Below are 18,351 nucleotides of genomic sequence, written 5' to 3'. Positions count from 1 at the left end.
TCCGCTCTCGCGTTTCCCTTTCCGGCGGTTCCGACTCTATCAGATCCTTTCGGCGTCTGACCCCCAGTCAGCGGGGTTCGTCTTCCCGGCCGTTGGGCCGTTCCGACGTCCCAAACCTTAGCGGATCCTTTCGGCGATTCCCAATCGGGCCGCCGAGCCCCTATTCGAATTGAATTCGGGCATGCCGAAAACAATCCCGTAGGGAGATCGTGCTGGTGGTTTGAGGTGCCGCTCAAGGCGGCGGGAGGTGCTGCCGAAGAACCGTTACGGCCCCGCGGCAACCCGAAGAACTTTACGGATCAGCAGGGGGCGTGTCAAGCGCCCCCTGTCAACATCTTTAGTCGAGGTCGCTGAGCCGGCCGCCGGCGTCCGGCTGGGCGTGCTCGACGCGGCGCAGCAGGCGGGTGAGCACCTCGCCGAGGACCGTGCGCTCGGCAGGGGTGAGGTCCTGGAGGAGCTCCTCCTCGAAGACGGAGGCGAGGCGCATCGCCTCCAGCCACTTCTCCCGGCCCTCGGGGGTCAGCTCCACGATCACGCGCACCCGGTTGGACTCGTCGCGCTCCCGGGTGACCAGGCCCTCGGTGACCATGCGGTCGATGCGGTGGGTCATGGCGGCCGGCGTGAGACCGAGGCGCTTGGCGAGGTCGCTGGGTCCCATGCGGTACGGGGCGCCGGACAGGACGAGGGCCTTGAGGACCTCCCACTCGGCGTTGCTGATGCCGAGGGCCGAGGTCTGGCGGCCGTAGGCGACGTTCATACGGCGGTTGAGCCGGGAGAGCGCCGAAACGATCTTCTCGACCTGGGGGTCGAGGTCCTGGAACTCGCGCTGGTAGGCGGCGATCTGCTCTTCGATGGTCGGCTCGGCGCCGAGGCTGCCGGGGGTGTCACCCATGGGGGGAGTATCGCATGCTCACCCTTTGCCTTGAAGTCCTTCACTGTGTAGTCTTTAGCTTCGAAGTTTAGTTTCGAAGTCTTCACGTCTAACTAGTGAGAGAGGTGAACGTGACCAGGGAGAAGGGCGCAGCGATGCGCCGGATCCATGTGGGCAACGCACTCAGCGCGTTCGGGCTCGGCTTCACGGTCCCCTACCTGTACGTCTATGTGGCGCAGGTGCGGGGCCTTGGTGCTGTGACGGCGGGGATGGTCCTCGCCGTGTTCGCCGTGGCCGCGCTGATAGTGCTGCCGTTCGCCGGTAGGGCGATCGTGCGGCGCGGCCCGCTGCCGGTTCTGCTCGCCGCCCTGGTCACCGCCGCGCTGGGCGCGCTGAGCCTGGGGCTGGCGAGCACCTCCGCGGCCGTACTGGTGTCGGCTGCCGCGCTGGGCGCCGGGCAGGCCGTGATGCAGCCGGCGCTGGCGACGATGATCGTTGACTGCTCGACGACGGAGACCCGGTCGCGGGCGTTCGCGATGCAGTTCTTCCTGCAGAATCTGGGTCTCGGCATCGGCGGGCTCATCGGCGGGCACCTGGTGGACACCTCGCACGTGTCGTCGTTCACGCTGCTGTTCGCGATCGAGGCCGCGGTGTTCCTGCTGCTGGTCGTGGTGATGGCGACGGTGCGGGTTCCGCATGCGCCGAAGATCGAGGACGCGCCGGCTTCGGCGAGGGGCAGCTGGAAGCAGCTGCTGGGCAACCGGGCGATGGTGCAGCTGTGCGTCCTGGGCTTCGTGCTGTTCTTCGCCTGCTACGGGCAGTTCGAGTCGGGGCTGAGCGCCTACGGCGTCGAGGCGGCCGGGATATCGACGTCCGCGCTGGGGACGGCGCTGGCGGCGAACACCGCGATGATCGTGGTGGCGCAGTTCGCGGTGCTGAAGTTCGTCGAGCGGCGCAGGCGCTCGCGGGTGATCGCGGCCGTGGGGCTGATCTGGGCCGTGGCGTGGCTCGCGGCCGGGTACGCGGGGCTGGGACACGGCAGCCAGGAGATGGCGACGGCCGCCTTCGTCTCCACCTACGCGCTGTTCGGGCTGGGTGAGGCGATGCTGTCGCCGACGGTGGCGCCGCTGGTCGCCGATCTGGCGCCGAGCGGGCTGGCCGGGCAGTACAACTCCGCGTTCGCCCTGGTCAAGCAGCTGGCGCTGGCCGTCGGTCCGGCGGTGGGCGGGCCCATGGGGGCCGCGCTGCACGCGCCGTACATCGTGACCTTCCTGCTGTTCTCGCTGGCGATCAGTGTGCTGGCGATACGGCTGGGGCGCCGGCTGACCGACGTGCAGGACCAGCCGTGGCGGGCCCGCAGCCGGGTGGTGCAGCGCGGTGGGGCGGCCGCGGACGCGATACCCGCGGAAGCCTGACCGGGACAACCGCTCCCGCGGCCTAGCCCTTGGGCAGGGCGAACTCGCACCACACCGCCTTGCCTCCGCCGGGGGTGCGTCTGCACCCCCAGTTGGAGGCGATGGTCGCGACGATGGCGATGCCCCGGCCCGACTCGTCGGCCGGTTCGGCGCGGCGGCGCCGGGGCAGGTGGTCGTCGCCGTCGGTGACCTCGATGATCAGCCGGCGGTCGGTGCGGCGCAGCCGCAGCCGCATCGGCGGGGTGCCGTGCTGGAGGGAGTTGGCGACGAGTTCGCTGGCGGCCAGGACGCCGAGGTCGTGCAGCTCGACCGGGAAGCGCCAGCTGGTGAGGACGCCGGAGGCGAAGGCACGCGCGCGGGGGGCCGCTTCGACGCCGCCGAGGAGTTCCAGGGCGGCGTTGCGGAACTTCTCGCTCTCGGGGCCGGTGCGGACGGGGTGCTGGAGAACCAGGACGGCGACGTCGTCGGCGTGGTCGGCGGTGACGCCGGCCGAGCGCACCAGGCGGTCGCAGACGACCTGGGGGGTGCCGGTGGCGCCGGCCAGGGCGCGCTCCAGGGCGGCGATGCCCTCGTCGAGGTCCTCGTCGCGGCGTTCGACCAGGCCGTCGGTGTAGAGGACGGCGGTGGAGCCGGGGCCGAGCGGGATGGAGCCGGAGGCGTGCATCCAGCCGCCGGTGCCGAGCGGCGGGCCGGTGGGTTCGTCGGCGCGCTGCACGGTGCCGCTCTCGTCGCGGACGAGGATCGGCAGATGGCCGGCGGAGGCGTACATCAACCGGCCCTCGTTGGGGTCGTGGACGGCGTACACGCAGGTGGCGATCTGGTTGGCGTCGATCTCCATGGCGAGGCCGTCGAGGAGCTGGAGCACCTCGTGCGGGGGCAGGTCGAGGCGGGCATAGGCGCGCACGGCGGTGCGCAGCTGGCCCATGACGGCCGCCGCGCGCACCCCGCGGCCCATGACGTCGCCGATGACGAGGGCGGTGCGGCCGCCGCCGAGGGTGATCACGTCGTACCAGTCGCCGCCGACGGCGGCCTCGGTGCCGCCGGGGTGGTAGGTGGCGGCGATGCGCAGGTCGTCGGGTTCCTCCAGCTCCTGCGGGAGGAGGGAGCGCTGGAGGGTGACGGCGGTTTCGCGCTGGCGGCGTTCGCTGGCGCGCAGGCGTGCGGCGGCCTCGGCGTGGTCGGTGACGTCGGTGGCGAAGACGAGGACCCCGGGGCCGCAGGCGTCGCCTTCGGTGACCGGGGTGCAGGTGAAGGTGTAGGAGCGGCCGTCGGGGGCCTTGCGGGACTTCAGGGTGCGGGGCCGGCCGCTGCGCAGGACCTGGTCGAGGAGCGGGAGCAGGCCGAGTTCCTTCAGCTCGGGCAGCGCGTCGGCGGCGGGGGTGCCGGCGGGGCGGGGGCCGAAGGCGGCGGTGTAGGCGTCGTTGACGTGGGCGAGGCGGTGGTCGGGGCCGTGGACGAGGGCGACCAGGGCGGGCACCCGGTCGAGGACGGCGCGCACGGACAGGTCGTCGACGGCGGGGACGGCCGTCGTCCCGTCGGCGGGCTGCTCGGCGCGGGCGGCGGGGACCGAGCCGTCGCCGCGCCGGTCCGTGGTGGTCGTGGCGTCGGTCCGCGCGGCGGCGCGGCGCTGCGTTCCGGGGAGCCGGGCGCTCCAGCGCGTGAAGTTCACGAATCCTTGCCTCGTGTAGTCGTCGTCGGCCGGCTCCGGGGCCCGGCCTGGGCTCCGGGGGCCGGGCGGCGGTGGCCGCACATTGTTGCAGCACCCGGGACATGCAGCACTTGGGGACAGCCTCGCATTGAGTTCGCGGACGGGTGGCGGCCCGGCCGGGCTCGGTGATCAGTCTTGCAGGGTGGCCGTCCGGACCGACATCCGTCAGACGCCTCGGTGGCCGATGGAGTTCCTGGGTCCGGCTAGTTGGACCCCTTCGGGTCGTTCTTGGGATTGTCGGAAGGCTTTCCACCGGCGGCCAGTTCGAACTCCGCGCGGGGATGTTCGAGCGATCCGAGGGAGACGATCTCCCGTTTGAACAGTCCCGACAGCGTCCATTCGGCGAGCACCCGCGCCTTGCGGTTGAAGGTGGGCACGCGGCTGAGGTGGTAGGCGCGGTGCATGAACCAGGCAGGGTAGCCCTTGAGCTTGCGTCCGTAGACGTGGGCGACGCCCTGGTGGAACCCGAGCGAGGCGACCGAGCCGACGTATTTGTGCTCGTACGTCTGGAGGGGTTCGCCGCGCAGGGAGCGGACGATGTTGTCGGCGAGGACCCGGGCCTGGCGCACGGCGTGCTGGGCGTTGGGCGCGGTCTCGGCGCCGGGTTCGTCGGCGGTGACGTCGGGGACGGCGGCGGCGTCTCCGGCGCTCCACGCGTTGGTGACGCCGTCGACGGTCAGCTCGGCGGTGCACTTGAGCCGGCCGCGCGCGGTCAGCGGCAGGTCGGTGGCGGCGAGCACCGGGTGGGGTTTGACGCCGGCCGTCCACACGACCGTACGGGTGGGGAAGCGGGCGCCGTCGCTGAGGTGGGCGACGCGGTCCACGCAGGACTCCAGGCGGGTCTGCAGGCGGACGTCGATGTTGCGGCGGCGCAGCTCGGTGACGGCGTAGCGGCCCATCTCGGCGCCGACCTCGGGCAGGATCCGGTCGGATGCCTCGACCAGGATCCACTTCATGTCCTCGGGGCGGACGTTGTGGTAGTAGCGGGCGGCGTAGCGGGCCATGTCCTCCAGCTCGCCGAGCGCCTCCACGCCGGCGAAGCCGCCGCCGACGAAGACGAAGGTGAGGGCGGCGTCGCGGATCGCCGGGTCGCGGGTGGAGGAGGCGATGTCCATCTGCTCGATGACGTGGTTGCGCAGGCCGATGGCCTCCTCGACGGTCTTGAAGCCGATGCCGTGCTCGGCGAGACCGGGCACGGGCAGGGTGCGCGAGACGGAGCCGGGGGCGAGGACGAGTTCGTCGTACTCCAGATGCTCCGGGGGCGTGCCCTTGTCCTCCGTGGCGAGGGTGGCGACCGTGGCGGTGCGCGCGGCGTGGTCGACGGCGGTGGCCTCGCCGATGACGATCCGGCAGTCGGGCAGGAAGCGGCGCAGCGGTACGACGACGTGGCGCGGGGAGATCGCGCCGGCGGCGGCCTCGGGCAGGAACGGCTGGTAGGTCATATAGGGGTCGGGCGTGACGATCGTGATCTCGACCTGGCCCCGCCGCAGTTCCGGTCTCAGCTGCTTCTGCAGGCGCAGGGCCGTGTACATCCCGACGTAGCCGCCGCCGACAACGAGAATGCGCGCACGTTCCTTCACCATCCCATGACGCACCCGGCGCCTGCGTTTGTCCACAGGCCCGGCGATTTGTGTGACCGGGAGCCGGGGATGCCCAGGCTTGGCCGAAACGTCGGAGTCCGGGGCAGGTGCGCAGGTCAGCGGGTGTGCGCCGGGGTACGCCGGGGGGTGTTTTCGGGACGTATCCGGTTCGTACTCCGATCGGGGGGCGCTCCGTGCGGAATCTGCCCCTTCTGAATTGACTCCCTCTCAACTATGTTCGTGTCACGACGGGGTGTCTGGGGGAGGCGCTCATCGGGTCCGCGAGGTTGCCACGGCCGGGCCCGGGCACGCGAGGCTTAATCCGCGCGCCCCGGCGCGTTCTTAGGGGAGTCTCCGGGGGGAGACGTCATTACCGGGGGATCATTCATGCACATTCAGGACTCTCACTGGTCGTCCGCATCTGCCCTCGCCGCCGGCGGGGCGGTGGGTACGGCGACCGGCAACGGGCGCGGGGACTCGGCGCGGTCGACGCCGCTGCGGGTGGACGCCCAGCGCAATCTGGAGCACGTGCTGCGGGCGGCGCGTGAGGTGTTCGGCGAGCTGGGTTACGGAGCGCCGATGGAGGATGTGGCGCGGCGCGCTCGGGTCGGTGTGGGCACGGTCTACCGGCGCTTCCCGAGCAAGGACGTGCTGGTGCGGCGGATCGCCGCGGAGGAGACGGCCCGGCTGACCGAGCAGGCGCGTGCGGCGCTCGGCCAGGAGGACGAGCCGTGGTCGGCGCTGTCGCGCTTCCTGCGCACGTCGGTGGCGTCGGGCGCCGGGCGGCTGCTGCCGCCGCAGGTGCTGCGGGTCGGGGTCGTCGAGGACCGTGCGGTCCCGGCGGGTGCCGGCGGCACCGGGCCGGTGCCGGACGAGGCCCGGGTACCGCAGCAGCGGTCCCAGCCGGGCGCCGGTGAGCTGCGGCTGGTACCGGAGCAGGGCATCGAGGACGACGCCGGGGTCGCGGCGCTGCTGGAGGTCGTGGGCCGGCTCGTGGAGCGGGCCCGGGCGGCGGGCGAGCTGCGGGCGGACGTGTCGGTGTCGGACGTGCTGCTGGTGATCGCCACGGCGGCGCCCTCGCTGCCGGACGCGGACCAGCAGGCGGCGGCCTCCGCCCGGCTGCTGGACATCCTGCTGGAGGGACTGCGCTCGCGGCCGGCGTAGGGCCGTCGGGGCGGGCGTACGGCTTCCCGTGCGCCCGTCCTGCCCCGGGCCGCCGCCGGCACGGAGGCCGCGCTCCAGCCCAAGGCCGGTGTCAACACGGTCCGTTGACCATTCCCCGAACGGGTGACCTTCAGTACCGCCAGGCGCCAAGTCCGCCCGGACGAGTGATTGCGGCGGACTGGCGGACCGGGGCCAAACGCCGGTGTGGCACGCTGACCCGGTGTTCGGGACTGGTTGGGCCGGCGGCGGGGGCTTTCCGCGATGAGCGTTGACGGGCGGGACGAGTCACTCGGAGACGGGGAAGCGGAATCCGCGGCCCCCACGCCACCCCAGGTGCCTTCCCAGGGCGGACGTGCCTCCTTGCCGGCCGACGCCCCCGCCACTCCCGCCGGGGGCGGTGTCCCCGCACAGCGGGAGTGGCGCGAGGGCAGTGTGCTGCCGCCGCCGCGCCCGCGGCCGCCGGCCGACGCCGACCTCATCGCCCGGATGCGCTCGGGCGACGACTCCGCCTACGAGGAGCTGTACCGCCGGCACGCCGACGCCGTGCGCCGCTACGCCCGCACCTGCTGCCGCGACGCCCACACCGCCGACGACCTCACCGCGGAGGTCTTCGCCCGCATGCTGCAGGCGGTACGCGGCGGCTCCGGGCCCGAGTACGCCGTGCGCGCCTATCTGCTCACCTCCGTGCGCCGGGTTGCCGCGCACTGGATCCAGTCGGCCAAGCGGGAACAGCTCGTCGACGACTTCGCCGTCTTCGCCCAGCAGGCCGCCCGCTCCTCGGAGGTCGCCGACGACGACACACTGGACCTCGGCGCCGACGTGCGGGCCATGCACGTGGCCGAGCAGTCCATGGCCATGCAGGCGTTCCGCTCGCTGCCCGAACGCTGGCAGGCCGTGCTGTGGCACACCGAGGTCGAGGACGAGTCGCCGAGCGAGGTCGCCGTCCTGTTCGGCCTGGACGCCAACGGCACCCGCGTCCTGGCCAGCCGGGCCCGGGAGGGACTCAAACAGGCCTACCTCCAGGCCCACGTCTCCACCGCCCTGGCCGACGACGAGGAGTGCTCCCGCTACGCCGACCAGCTCGGCGGCTACGCCCGCCGCAAACTGCGCACGCGGGCCGAACGGGGCCTGCGCAAGCACCTGGAGGAGTGCGCCAAGTGCCGGCTGGCGGCCAGCCAGATCGAGGAAGTCGCCAGCAGCATCCCCGCCGTGGTGCCGGTCGCCGTCATCGGCTGGTTCGGCGCCGCCGGGTACGCCAAGGCGCTCGGACTGATCGCCGGGGGCGCGGGAGCCGGTGCGGCGGGCGCCGCCGGCGCGGCAGCCGCGGCGGGCGGCGGCTCCTCCGGCTCGGCCGGCGCCGCGGCGGCCTCGGAGGGGCTGGGAGCGCCGGTGAAGGCCGGCATCGCAGCCGGGGTAGTGGCGGTCGCCGCCGCGGCGGTGGCGCTCGCGCTCGTCGGCGACGACAGCCCCGCCAGGAAGCCCGAGGCGGCCCCGCCCGTCTCCACGCCGGTCGTACGGCCGCAGCCGCCCACCCCGACCCCCACCCCGCCTCCGCCGCCCGAGCCCGCCGCGCCGCCGGCCGAGCCGGTGATCGCCGAACCGACCCGCACCCAGCCCCCCGCCCCGACTCCGACGCCCACCCCGAGCCCCACCGTCAAGCCCAAGCCCACGCCGAAACCCGTCCCGACGCCCACTCCCACCCCGACGCCGACCCCTCCGCCGCCGCCTCCCCCGGCCGTCTACCAGTGGAACGAGCTGTCGTACGACATCGCCGACGACGGCACCGAACCCGAGATGCGGATCGCCGAGAGCGGCTGGGTGTGGCAGCGCTACGGCCTGTCGATCGGCGGCAAGCAGTACGAGCGCGGGGTGAGCGTGCACGGCGACTCCTCCGTCACCATCGACCTCAACCGCCCCTGCACCGCCTACGACGCCCTCGTCGGCGTCGACGACATGACCCTCAAGCTCGGCAAGGTGTACTTCTCCGTCTACGCCGACGGGGAGCGGCTGTGGCGCTCCGGGCGGATCAAGGGCGGCGACAGTGCCGTACCCGTCCATGTCGACCTCACAGGCCACAAGGTCGTGCGGCTGGTGGTCGAACCGCACAGCCACTTCGACGACCTGGCCGTCGCCGACTGGGCCGAGTCCAGGTTCACCTGCGGCTAGAGCGCTCCCGCGCCGGGTGCTCCCGCACGGCGGCGTCCAGTTCCTCCACGGCGTCGACGGCGGTGAAGGCCGCGCCGCGCTCCCGCTCGGCGGCCACCTCACCGGCGGGCAGGGCGGCACAGGCGGCGGCCTCGATCCGCTCCGCCGTCGAGCTCTCCGGCTGCGGGCGCGGCCGGCCGCCGCGCCACTGGTCGGAGGCGGCCAGCAGCCGCAGCGCACGCGGCAGGTCGCCCAGCCGCTCCAGCAGATCGGCGGCCATGTCGGCCAGCGAGGAGGTCACCACCTCCGAGCAGCGCATCGCCACGGCCTCCCGCAGCGCCTCCACCATCAACGGCAGCCCGTGCTCGGGACCGGACTCACCGGCCTCGACCAGGGCGCCCACCGCCTGCAGCACCGCCATGAACTGCGGCGGCGGAGTGCCGTTGCCGATCTCCGCGCGGGCCGCCTCCCACAGCTCCCGCGCGCGGGACACCTCCGCGTCGTCCAGGGCGAGCTGCGCCCGCAGCAGCAGCACGAACGCCCGCGAGTCGACGACCGCGTACCGCTCGGCCTCCGCGCTCGCCTCGTCCAGCGCGCGCAGCGTCGCCGCCCGGTCGCCGGAGCGGTAGGCGATCTCGGCGAGCCGCGCCAGCAGGAACGGCGACTCGGCCAGCGCCCCGACCTCACGGGCCAGGCCCAGCGCCTCCTCGTACACCGCCCTCGCCTGCGCGAACCGTCCCCGCGCCATGGCCGCCTCGCCGACCGCGCTGCACACCTGGGCCCGCATCCAGCGGTCACCGCAGCGCCGGCTGAGCACCCGCAGCTCGGCGAGGTCGTCGTCCACGCCGAGCAGGCCGCCGGAGGAGTCGACGACCATGTGCGTGCGGAACATGAGGGCGACCGCGACCTCCCAGTCACCGCCGTACCTCCGGCTGTTGGCGACCGCCAGGTCCATGGCGAGGCGGACATCGCCCCGGCTGCCGAGGTGGAACAGGGTGATCGGCCAGACCAGCCCCGGCAGCCGAGCCGCGTGCGGGCCGCCGCCCTCGAAGCCGGCCCGTACGCGGGCGAGATAGCGCTCGAACCGCTCGTCGCCCAGCAGCAGCTGTCCCGCGTCGGACTCCACGGTGAGGAACAGATGCCACATCCGCAGGTCCATCCGCAGCGAGTGCAGCGGATGGGAGGCCTGACCCCCCGGCTCGGCGAGAAAGGCACCGACCGGATCCGCCTGCGCCGCCGCCTCCCGCAGCGCGGTGGCGTCCGGCGGGCCGTCCCCGGACAGGGCGTCCAGCGCCACCCCCACGCACAGCACACGGCGGACCCATCCGGTGGCCTCCTGGCGGTAGTTGCGCAACCACCAGAACCAGCCCATGGCCAGTACGAGCGCCCCCGCCTCCGCCTCGTCGCCCTCGGCGAGGGCACGGTCCAGGGCCGCGCGGATGTTGTCCAGCTCGCCCTCCAGGCGGGCGATCCAGGGCAGTTGGTCGGCCGACCGGAGCCGGGGATCGGCCTCCCGCACCAGCGCGCGCACCCAGTCGCGGTGCCGCCGCTCGGCCTCGGCACGCAGCCCGGGGACCTCGGCGGCGCGCTCGACGGCGTACTCGTGGATGGTCTCCAGCATGCGGTAGCGCATGCCGGCCGCGCCCTCCCGCTCGTCCGGGGTGGCGACGACGAGGGACTTGTCGACGAGCGCCCCGATCAGCTCGGTGACCGGCCCGGAGCACACGGCCTCGGCCGCCGGAAGATCCCAGCCGCCCGCGAACACGGACAATTCGCGCAGCACCGTGCGCTCCTGCTCGTCGAGCAGGTCCCAGGACCAGTCGACGACCGCGCGCAGGGTCTGCTGGCGGGGCAGGACCGTGCGGCTGCCGGAGGTGAGCAGGCGGAAGCGGTCGTCGAGCCGGTCGGCGATCTGCCGGGGGGTCAGCATGCGCAGCCGTGCGGCCGCCAGCTCGATGGCCAGCGGCAGCCCGTCCAGGCGCCGGCAGATCTCCGCGACCGCGTCCGTGTCCCGCAGCACGTCACCGGCGTCGGGACGGACGGCGGTGGCGCGCTCGGTGAACAGCCGGTGCGCCTGGTCGGGGAGCAGCGGCTCGACCGGGCGCACCGACTCGCCTGGGACGCCCAGGGGTTCACGGCTGGTGGCGAGGATCGTGAGTCCCGGGCAGCGGGTCAGCAGCGTCTCGGCGAGGGCGGCGGCCGCGCCGATGACGTGTTCGCAGTTGTCAAGGATCAGCAGCTCGCTGCGCGGTGCGCAGTGCTCGACGAGCAGGGCGACGGGGTCGTCCTGCCAGGTCGCCGACTCGTTGGTCATCAGCACCGTCTCGCGCAGACCGAGGGCGCTGACCACCGCGTCCGGCACCGCCTCCGGCCGGTCGAGCGGGGCCAGCTCGACCAGCCACGCCTGTGGAACGCCTGCGGCGGCCTCCTCGGCGAGACGGGTCTTCCCAGAGCCGCCCGGTCCGGTGAGCGTGACCAGTCGGGCCCTGTGCAATTCCGAACGGATGGCGGCGAGTTCGGGTTCCCGCCCGACGAAACTCGTCAGCCGGGGTCGCAGGTTGCCTGTCCGGATCCGCGGAGCCGCCGGCGCGGGCGTGGGCGGATTCAACAACTCCGCATGCAGCGCGCTCAGTTCCGGTCCCGGGTCGGTGCCCAGCCCCTCCGCGAGGGTCCGTCGGGCGTCCTCGTACGCGGCGAGGGCGTCGGCCGCTCGGCCCGTGTCGCGCAGGGCGCGGATGAGGAGGGCGTGCAGTGGTTCGTCGTACGGGTGCGCCGCGGTCAGCTCTCTCAGCTCCGGTACGGCCTCGGCGGCCCGGCCGAGCGCCAGGCGGGCCTCGGCCCGGGCGCGGGTCGCCTCGCGGCGCAGTGCCTCGGGGCGGCCGGCGGCGGTGCGGTCGGGAAGGTCGGCGAGAGCGGGGCCGCGCCACAGGTCGAGGGCGTCGTCGAGGAGGCCGGCGGCGGTGCCGGCGTCGCCTCGTTCGAGGGCGCGGGTGCCGTCGGCGACGAGGCGCTCGAAGACGTGGAGGTCGATGTCGTCCTCACTCGCCGCGAGGAGGTAGCCGCCGGGGGCGGACACGACCGCGTCCTTCCCCAGGGCCCGGCGCAGGCGGCCGACCAGGGCCTGCAGGGCGGCGGGGGCGTCCTGCGGCGGGGTGTCCGCCCAGACCTCGTCGATGAGCGTGCGGGGGTCTGCGACGCGGGCGGGGTGCAGGACCAGGGCGGCGACGAGGGCACGCAGCCGGGGTCCGAGGGTGACCGGCTTGCCGTGTTCGTCTTCCACCTGGGTGACGCCAAGAATTCTGTACCGCACCGAGTCATTGTGTCGGCCCCCACCTGCGCCCGCCCGGGGGTTACGCACCCAACGTTTCCAGGCACGCGGTGCTGCAGCGGGCCGGGCGTGGGTTGCGCAGCTCGGCGCGACGAGGTGCCTCCCCCAAGCTCTTCGAGCAGGGGGGACCCCCAGCGCCCACCCGTGCCGCCCTGGGGGCACCTCCCAGGCCCTTAAGGCACTGGGGGAGGCACGACTGCCCGCAGCTACGTGGGGATGGTGGACGCACGCCACGACGGCGCGGCAGTCGCCCACGGCGAGAAGGGGACGGGGTGGGGGGTGTCCGCCCGCAGCGGCCGGCACCGCCGACGGTGACCGTGTCGGGGACAGTGGGCCGGACCGAGGACGGAGACCCCCCACCCCGGCCCCGACCCACCCACCGGACACAAGGCGCTACACCAGCCACGACGCGACAGCGACGGGCCGCCGCAGGCATGAAAGGGGCGCGGGGAACTGCGCGACCAGCCACCACGCACCCGCAGACGAAAACCGGCCCGGCGCCGCAGGCACCCGCGCCGTCACCCCCGTCCGCTCCCGATCCCCCGTACCGGCGCCACCTCCACCCGAGGCCGCACAATCCCCCCCGGCACCGCGCGCGCACGCGCCGGCGTGCCCGTCCAGCACGTCCCCCGCCGCGCCAGCAGCCGCCCCAGCCACAGTTCGAGGGAGATCAGTTCGGCCAGCCCGTCCAACGGCAACGGCTCACCCGCGGCCGCCCCCCGCAGGGCCTCGCGCACGACCCGCGCCTCCACCAGCCCCGCCTCCGCCAGCAGCGGCGTCTCGAAGAGCGCCTGCAGCGGATCGGCGGCCACCCGCAGCCCCGTACGCGCCGCGGCCGCGGTCGAGGCATGTGACGGCGCACCCCAGCCCGCCGGAAGGTCGGTGACACCGGCGCCCCTGAGGACCGTACGCAGAATCTCCGCCCGCGCCCCCGGCCGCACCCGCAGCGTCTCCGGCAGCGCCCGGCACGCCCGCACGACCTGGTTGTCGAGGAACGGAGCGTGCAGCCGCTGGCTGCGGATCTCCGCCGCCTGCTCCAGCACCCGCAGATCCGCCGCGTGCCGGGCCAGCGCCGCACGCGCGCGATAGTCACCCGGACGCTGCCCCGGCCCCACCCCGGACCGATGCGTCGCCCCCTGCAGGCGAACCGATACTTCAGCGAGCGCCTCCCCGGTCAGCCACCGCGCCGCAGGCCCGGGTCTGGCCCAGGTGAGCGCCGCCAGGGACGCCCCCACGGCCCCCTGCGGCTCGTCGACGCGCCGCTCCAGCAGACGCGCGGCGAGCACCTCCAGCCCGGTCCGGTACGGCGTACGCGCCAGACGCCGGGCCGCGGCGTACACGCGCGCGGGGACCAGCACGGACCCGTCGGCCTTGGCAAGCGCGGCCACCGGCCGCACCAGATGCCGCCGCTTGCGGTCCATCAGCAGGTCGGCCAGGCGCGCGGGATGGGCGTCGAGCACCTGCCGGGCGCCGTACCCGATGAAGTGGTCGGCGCTGCCCGAGGCGAGCCGGGCCCGGTGCCGCGCGGCGGTCACCAGGGACGGCCCCGGCTCATCGGTGAGCGGCCCGTCCAGAACGGCGTACGGCAGGACCTCCTCCCCGCCGGCCACGACGACGTGGTGCAGACGGGGATTGGCGGCGAGCACACCGGCCCGCTCCAGCTCGGCCTCGCGCCCGGCGACGGCCAGGTCGTTGAAGGTGACCGCCAGCAGCCGCTCCCCCGCGCCCGTGCCGTGTCCGAGGAGCGTGCCCGGCCTCCCGGGCAGCCCGGCGGCCAGCAGCGCGAGCGTGCCGGAGGCGGGGCCGCCGGAGAGGTCGGCGCCGATGCCGGGCACCGGCATGCCGCGGGCGGCGCGGCGTTCGGCGGGCCCCATGCCGGGCACCGGGCCGGGATCGAGGTCGGGCACGTGCCGGGGCGCGGCCATACGCGCGCGTACCGCCTCGATCAGCGCGTCCCGTACGCCGTCGACCGCGCTGTCCGGGTCGGCCGGCGGCGCGGCGACCGCGAGGGAGGCGACGGGCTCGTACCCGGCGATCTCCCGGGCCCCGGCGCGCAGGATCAGCGCGTGCCCCGGCGGAATGCGGTGCACGCCCGCGTACGGCGTGGAGTCGTGCAGCGCGGCCGGTACGTCGGGGGCGGCCAGCAGGGCGGCGAGGTGGCCGAAGTCGAGGTTGGCCTCGATGAGGTCGGCGAGCGGCAGCGCGGCGGTGGCGTAGGCGGTGCCGCCTGCCCAGGGGGTGTAGAAGACGGGGCGCGCGCCGGCGAGGTCGCCGCAGACGGTGACGCGGCGGCCGACCTTGACGACGGCGGTGTAGCTGCCCGGCCACGCGGTGAGATGGCGCAGGGCGCCGCCGCGTGCGGCCAGCAGCCCGACCCGCAGTTGTTCGTCGCTCGCCCCGCACAGGCCGAGGACGGCGATGCGGGTCTGCTCGTCGGCCTTGACGACGCGCACCTCGTCGGGCCGCCAGTCGCCGACGGCCCACAGCGGGTCGGGGTCGCCCCACAGCAGCTGGGAGCCCACCGGGTGCACGGTCTCGCCGTCGAACCCGGTCGCACCGGCCGTGCCCGCGTCGGTCACGGCGGCCCCCGCGGCGGTGCTGCTCCATCCCACCAACCACCGCATCGACGCCTCCACAGGCTGTGGACAACCAGTGCACCGTACGAACGGTTCACCATGCTGCCACGAAGGACACGCCGTGGAGGGCCGACAGAGCCACGCGCACTCCCCGAAGTGCGCCCCCCACGTGCCCCCTGCGACGGGTCCGCGCCACCGTCGACTCCCGCGCGCGGTACGGCAACCGCGGCGCGAATGCGCCCCCTGCGCGCTCCCACGCAATACCGCGCGCGCCCCCAACTGCCGTGGTGAGAGGGGGAATCAAACAAGAAGAGCGGGGTCGAGTTTCGGCCAAATCGCCGCTGCGGCACGGCCGTTGGATCATCCCCGTGCACGCTCCGTGCAGGCTCTGCGCACGACCGGCGTGCGCGCAGTCCGGGAGGCCTGTGACGCCTCCCGGACCGTTCCGCCGCCCGCGGGGATGTAGACGGCGGTGTCCCCCAGCCCACTGGATCCAGTACAGCGGGCCGACCCACGCACCACCCATGGAATCGCTCCCGCGGTGGCCGGAGTAGAGCGCACGGACGGGCGCACGGCCACACGTCGGGAGCGCGCCGCGACACAGCGTGCACGGCCCCGTACTCCCGTGCGGGCCACAATCCCGCCAACCGGAACAAAGCCCCTTAACGCTTGGAATCCGAGGAACTACGCTGGGTTTACGAATGCCGCGTGGTTATGCCAGCGCGACAGCCGTCTGTGTCGAGGGGTGGCCATGTCCAGGGAGCAACGCGGGCCGAACGAAAAGCTCGGCGCCGTTCTCGCCCTCGCGGGAATCAGCAACGCGGGACTCGCCCGCCGGGTCAACGACCTCGGCGCCCAGCGCGGGTTGACCCTTCGCTACGACAAGACCTCGGTGGCGCGCTGGGTGTCGAAGGGCATGGTGCCGCAGGGTGCCGCGCCCCACCTCATCGCGGCCGCCATCGGCCAGAAGCTCGGCCGGCCGGTGCCGCTGCACGAGATCGGCCTGGCCGACGCCGACCCCGCCCCGGAAGTCGGCCTCGCCTTCCCCCGGGACGTCGGACAGGCGGTGCGCTCGGCCACCGAGCTGTACCGGCTCGACCTCGCCGGGCGCCGCGCCGGCACCGGCGGCATCTGGCAGTCGCTGGCCGGATCGTTCGCCGTGAGCGCCTACGCGACCCCCGCCTCACGCTGGCTGATAACCCCGGCCGACAGCTCGGTGGCGCGCGAGGCGAACCCCGCGGAGAGCGCCGGAGCACCGATCAAAGTCGGCCACAGCGATGTGCAGAAGCTGCGGGAGGCCGCCGAGGACGCCCGGCGGTGGGACTCCAAGTACGGGGGCGGGGACTGGCGTTCGTCGATGGTGCCGGAGTGCTTAAGGGTGGAGGCGGCACCGCTGCTGCTCGGCTCCTACTCCGACGAGGTCGGCCGCGCCCTGTTCGGCGCGACCGCCGAACTCACGCGGCTCGCCGGATGGATGGCCTTCGACACCGGCCAGCAGGAGGCCGCCCAGCGCTACTACATCCAGGCGCTGCGCCTGGCCCGCGCCGCCGCGGACGTCCCTCTCGGCGGCTACGTACTGGCCTCCATGTCGCTGCAGGCGACCTACCGCGGCTTCGGCGACGAGGGCGTCGACCTCGCGCAGGCCGCACTCGAACGCAACCGTGGGCTGGCCACGGCCCGCACCATGAGCTTCTTCCGCCTCGTCGAGGCACGCGCGCACGCGCGTGCCGGTGACGCGCAGGCCGCCGGAGCCGCACTGAAGGCGGCCGAGAGCTGGCTGGAGCGCGCCCGGCCCGGCGACAACGACCCGTCCTGGCTCGGCTTCTACTCCTACGACCGGTTCGCCGCCGACGCCGCCGAGTGCTACCGCGATCTGAAGGCGCCCCGGCAGGTGCGCCGCTTCACCGAGCAGGCGCTGTCGCAGCCGACGGAGGAGTTCGTCCGCTCGCACGGCCTGCGGCTGGTGGTCGCCGCCGTCGCCGAGCTGGAGTCCGGGAACCTCGACGCGGCCTGCGAGCAGGGCGTGCGCGCGGTGGAGGTCGCCGGGCGGATCTCCTCGGCGCGCACCACGGAGTACGTCAAAGACCTGCTGCACCGGCTGGAGCCGTACGGGGACGAGCCGCGGGTGGTCGAGCTGCGCGAGCGGGCCCGGCCGCTGCTGACGACGGCCTGAGCGGGCCGGGCACAGCGCCGCGGGTTCGCGCGTTTGAAGGCGTTGTCAGTGGCGCAGTGCACTATCGATGCGGGAGGTGGTGCAGGTGCGGCAGGGGGTCGCGTACGACTGTGACGTGCTGGTGGTGGGCGGTGGGATCGTCGGCCTGTCCACGGCGTATGCGATCACGCGCGCCGCGCCGGGCACGCGGGTGACCGTACTGGAGAAGGAGCCGGGCCCGGCCCGGCACCAGACCGGGCGCAACAGCGGCGTCATCCACAGCGGGATCTACTACAAGCCGGGCTCGCTCAAGGCGCGGTTCGCGGTGCGGGGCGCGGCGGAGATGGTGAAGTTCTGCGCCGAGTACGGCATCGCGCACGCCGTGACCGGCAAGCTGATCGTCGCCACCGGCCGCGACGAGCTGCCGCGGCTGCACGCGCTGGTGCAGCGCGGCCGGGAGAACGGCATCCCGGTGCGGGAGCTGGGCGCCGCGCAGATCGCGGAGTACGAGCCGGAGGTGCGCGGCCTCGCCGCGATCCACGTCGGCACGACGGGGATATGCGACTTCGTCGGCGTCGCCCGGCAGCTCGCACGGGCCTCCGGGGCGGAGATCCGCTACGGCGCGGAGGTCGTCCAGGTCGACCGGCGGCCCTCGCTCGGGGTCGCGGTGCGCACGGCGAGCGGCGACGTCGTACGGGCCCGGGTGCTGGTGAACTGCGCCGGGCTGTACTGCGACGAGGTGGCCCGGCTGACCGGGGACGACCCCGAGGTGCGGATCGTGCCGTTCCGGGGGGAGTACTACGAGCTGGCGCGGCCGGAGCTGGTGCGGGGCCTGGTGTATCCGGTGCCGGACCCGGCGTTCCCCTTCCTCGGGGTGCATCTCACCCGGGGCATCGACGGCGGCGTCCACGTCGGCCCCAACGCGGTGCCCGCCCTGGCCCGGGAGGGCTACGGCTGGGGGGTCGTGCGGCCCCGGGAGCTGGCGGGCACGCTCGCCTGGCCCGGGTCATGGCGGATAGCCCGCCGGCACTGGCGCTACGGGGCCGGGGAGCTGCGGCGGTCGGTGTCCAAGGGGGCGTTCGTGGACGCGGTGCGGCGGCTGCTGCCGGCGGTGCAGGAGCGGGATCTGGTGCGGGCGGAGCCGGGGGTGCGGGCGCAGGCGGTCCTGCGGGACGGGACGCTGGTGGACGACTTCCTGATCCGGGAGGGGGCGCGGGCGGTGCACGTCCTGAACGCCCCCTCGCCGGCGGCGACCGCGTCGCTCCCGATCGGCCGGGAGGTGGCCCGCAGGGCACTGTCAGCACTCGGCTCGGCCTGAGCGGTCCGGTGCCCGGTGCTGCAGGAGGCCGGGGGTGGGTCACGCAGCTAGGCGCGACGAGGTGCCTCCCAAAAGGGGCGCGGGGAACTGCGCG

General features: G+C 74.1%; 10 protein-coding genes. 5 read left to right on the top strand and 5 right to left on the bottom strand.

Annotated elements, in window-relative coordinates:
* Positions 1 to 337 precede the first annotated feature (337 nt).
* A complete protein-coding gene (locus C3489_RS23565; protein ID WP_103784029.1) occupies positions 338 to 892 on the bottom strand; it encodes a MarR family winged helix-turn-helix transcriptional regulator in 555 nt (184 codons plus the stop codon).
* A 134-nt stretch (positions 893 to 1,026) separates the two neighbouring features.
* Here C3489_RS23565 and C3489_RS23560 point away from each other — a divergent pair, with 134 nt between their 5' ends.
* The gene (locus C3489_RS23560; protein WP_181139811.1) at positions 1,027 to 2,286 is read left to right on the top strand and encodes an MFS transporter; all 1,260 of its coding nucleotides are present in this window, start codon (positions 1,027 to 1,029) and stop codon (positions 2,284 to 2,286) included.
* A 22-nt stretch (positions 2,287 to 2,308) separates the two neighbouring features.
* Here C3489_RS23560 and C3489_RS23555 read toward each other — a convergent pair whose 3' ends face one another.
* Positions 2,309 to 3,955 carry a SpoIIE family protein phosphatase gene (locus C3489_RS23555; protein WP_103784027.1) on the bottom strand — a complete coding sequence of 549 codons (1,647 nt, stop codon included), beginning with the start codon at positions 3,953 to 3,955 and terminating at the stop codon, positions 2,309 to 2,311.
* A 242-nt stretch (positions 3,956 to 4,197) separates the two neighbouring features.
* Positions 4,198 to 5,577, bottom strand: a complete 1,380-nt coding sequence (locus tag C3489_RS23550) for an NAD(P)/FAD-dependent oxidoreductase (RefSeq protein ID WP_103784026.1) — start codon at positions 5,575 to 5,577, stop codon at positions 4,198 to 4,200.
* A gap of 384 nt (positions 5,578 to 5,961) precedes the next feature.
* Between C3489_RS23550 and C3489_RS23545 the strand changes: the two genes are divergently transcribed.
* Together C3489_RS23545 and C3489_RS23540 are read left to right on the top strand one after the other, a co-directional pair.
* Entirely contained in the window at positions 5,962 to 6,738 is a 777-nt protein-coding gene (locus tag C3489_RS23545; RefSeq protein ID WP_103784025.1) for a TetR/AcrR family transcriptional regulator, read from the top strand.
* A gap of 261 nt (positions 6,739 to 6,999) precedes the next feature.
* Positions 7,000 to 8,904: a sigma-70 family RNA polymerase sigma factor gene (locus tag C3489_RS23540; protein WP_103784024.1), complete on the top strand. Its 1,905-nt coding sequence runs from the start codon at positions 7,000 to 7,002 to the stop codon at positions 8,902 to 8,904.
* Here the strand turns inward: C3489_RS23540 and C3489_RS23535 are convergent.
* The gene (locus tag C3489_RS23535) at positions 8,891 to 12,193 is read right to left on the bottom strand and encodes a BTAD domain-containing putative transcriptional regulator (RefSeq protein WP_103784023.1); all 3,303 of its coding nucleotides are present in this window, start codon (positions 12,191 to 12,193) and stop codon (positions 8,891 to 8,893) included. The genes C3489_RS23540 and C3489_RS23535 overlap by 14 nt on opposite strands.
* A 536-nt stretch (positions 12,194 to 12,729) precedes the next feature.
* On the bottom strand, positions 12,730 to 14,835 hold the full coding sequence (locus tag C3489_RS23530) for an asparagine synthase-related protein (protein ID WP_103784022.1): 2,106 nt from the start codon (positions 14,833 to 14,835) through the stop codon (positions 12,730 to 12,732).
* 703 nt (positions 14,836 to 15,538) lie between these two features.
* On the opposite strand from C3489_RS23530, the gene C3489_RS23525 reads away from it, so the two are divergent.
* Positions 15,539 to 16,960 (top strand): MFS transporter, encoded by a 1,422-nt coding sequence (locus C3489_RS23525; RefSeq protein WP_103784021.1) that lies wholly within the window; start codon positions 15,539 to 15,541, stop codon positions 16,958 to 16,960.
* A gap of 76 nt (positions 16,961 to 17,036) precedes the next feature.
* Positions 17,037 to 18,257, top strand: a complete 1,221-nt coding sequence (lhgO, locus tag C3489_RS23520) for an L-2-hydroxyglutarate oxidase (protein ID WP_103784034.1) — start codon at positions 17,037 to 17,039, stop codon at positions 18,255 to 18,257.
* Positions 18,258 to 18,351 lie beyond the last annotated feature (94 nt).

Origin of the sequence: Streptomyces sp. Ru71, assembly GCF_002920535.1 — a bacterium.
In the GTDB taxonomy this organism is placed as follows: Bacteria; Actinomycetota; Actinomycetes; order Streptomycetales; family Streptomycetaceae; genus Streptomyces.
Note: the sequence above shows the minus strand (reverse complement) of the source record. Positions and strands in the feature narration are given on the sequence as shown.

Bases quoted from the DNA above. Each gene is read 5' to 3' on its own strand.
- C3489_RS23525 (WP_103784021.1), top strand. From the start codon at position 15,539: ATGTCCAGGGAGCAACGCGGGCCGAACGAAAAGCTCGGCGCCGTTCTC.
- C3489_RS23530 (WP_103784022.1), bottom strand. From the start codon at position 14,835: ATGCGGTGGTTGGTGGGATGGAGCAGCACCGCCGCGGGGGCCGCCGTG.
- C3489_RS23550 (WP_103784026.1), bottom strand. From the start codon at position 5,577: ATGGTGAAGGAACGTGCGCGCATTCTCGTTGTCGGCGGCGGCTACGTC.
- C3489_RS23565 (WP_103784029.1), bottom strand. From the start codon at position 892: ATGGGTGACACCCCCGGCAGCCTCGGCGCCGAGCCGACCATCGAAGAG.
- C3489_RS23560 (WP_181139811.1), top strand. From the start codon at position 1,027: ATGCGCCGGATCCATGTGGGCAACGCACTCAGCGCGTTCGGGCTCGGC.
- C3489_RS23545 (WP_103784025.1), top strand. From the start codon at position 5,962: ATGCACATTCAGGACTCTCACTGGTCGTCCGCATCTGCCCTCGCCGCC.
- C3489_RS23540 (WP_103784024.1), top strand. From the start codon at position 7,000: ATGAGCGTTGACGGGCGGGACGAGTCACTCGGAGACGGGGAAGCGGAA.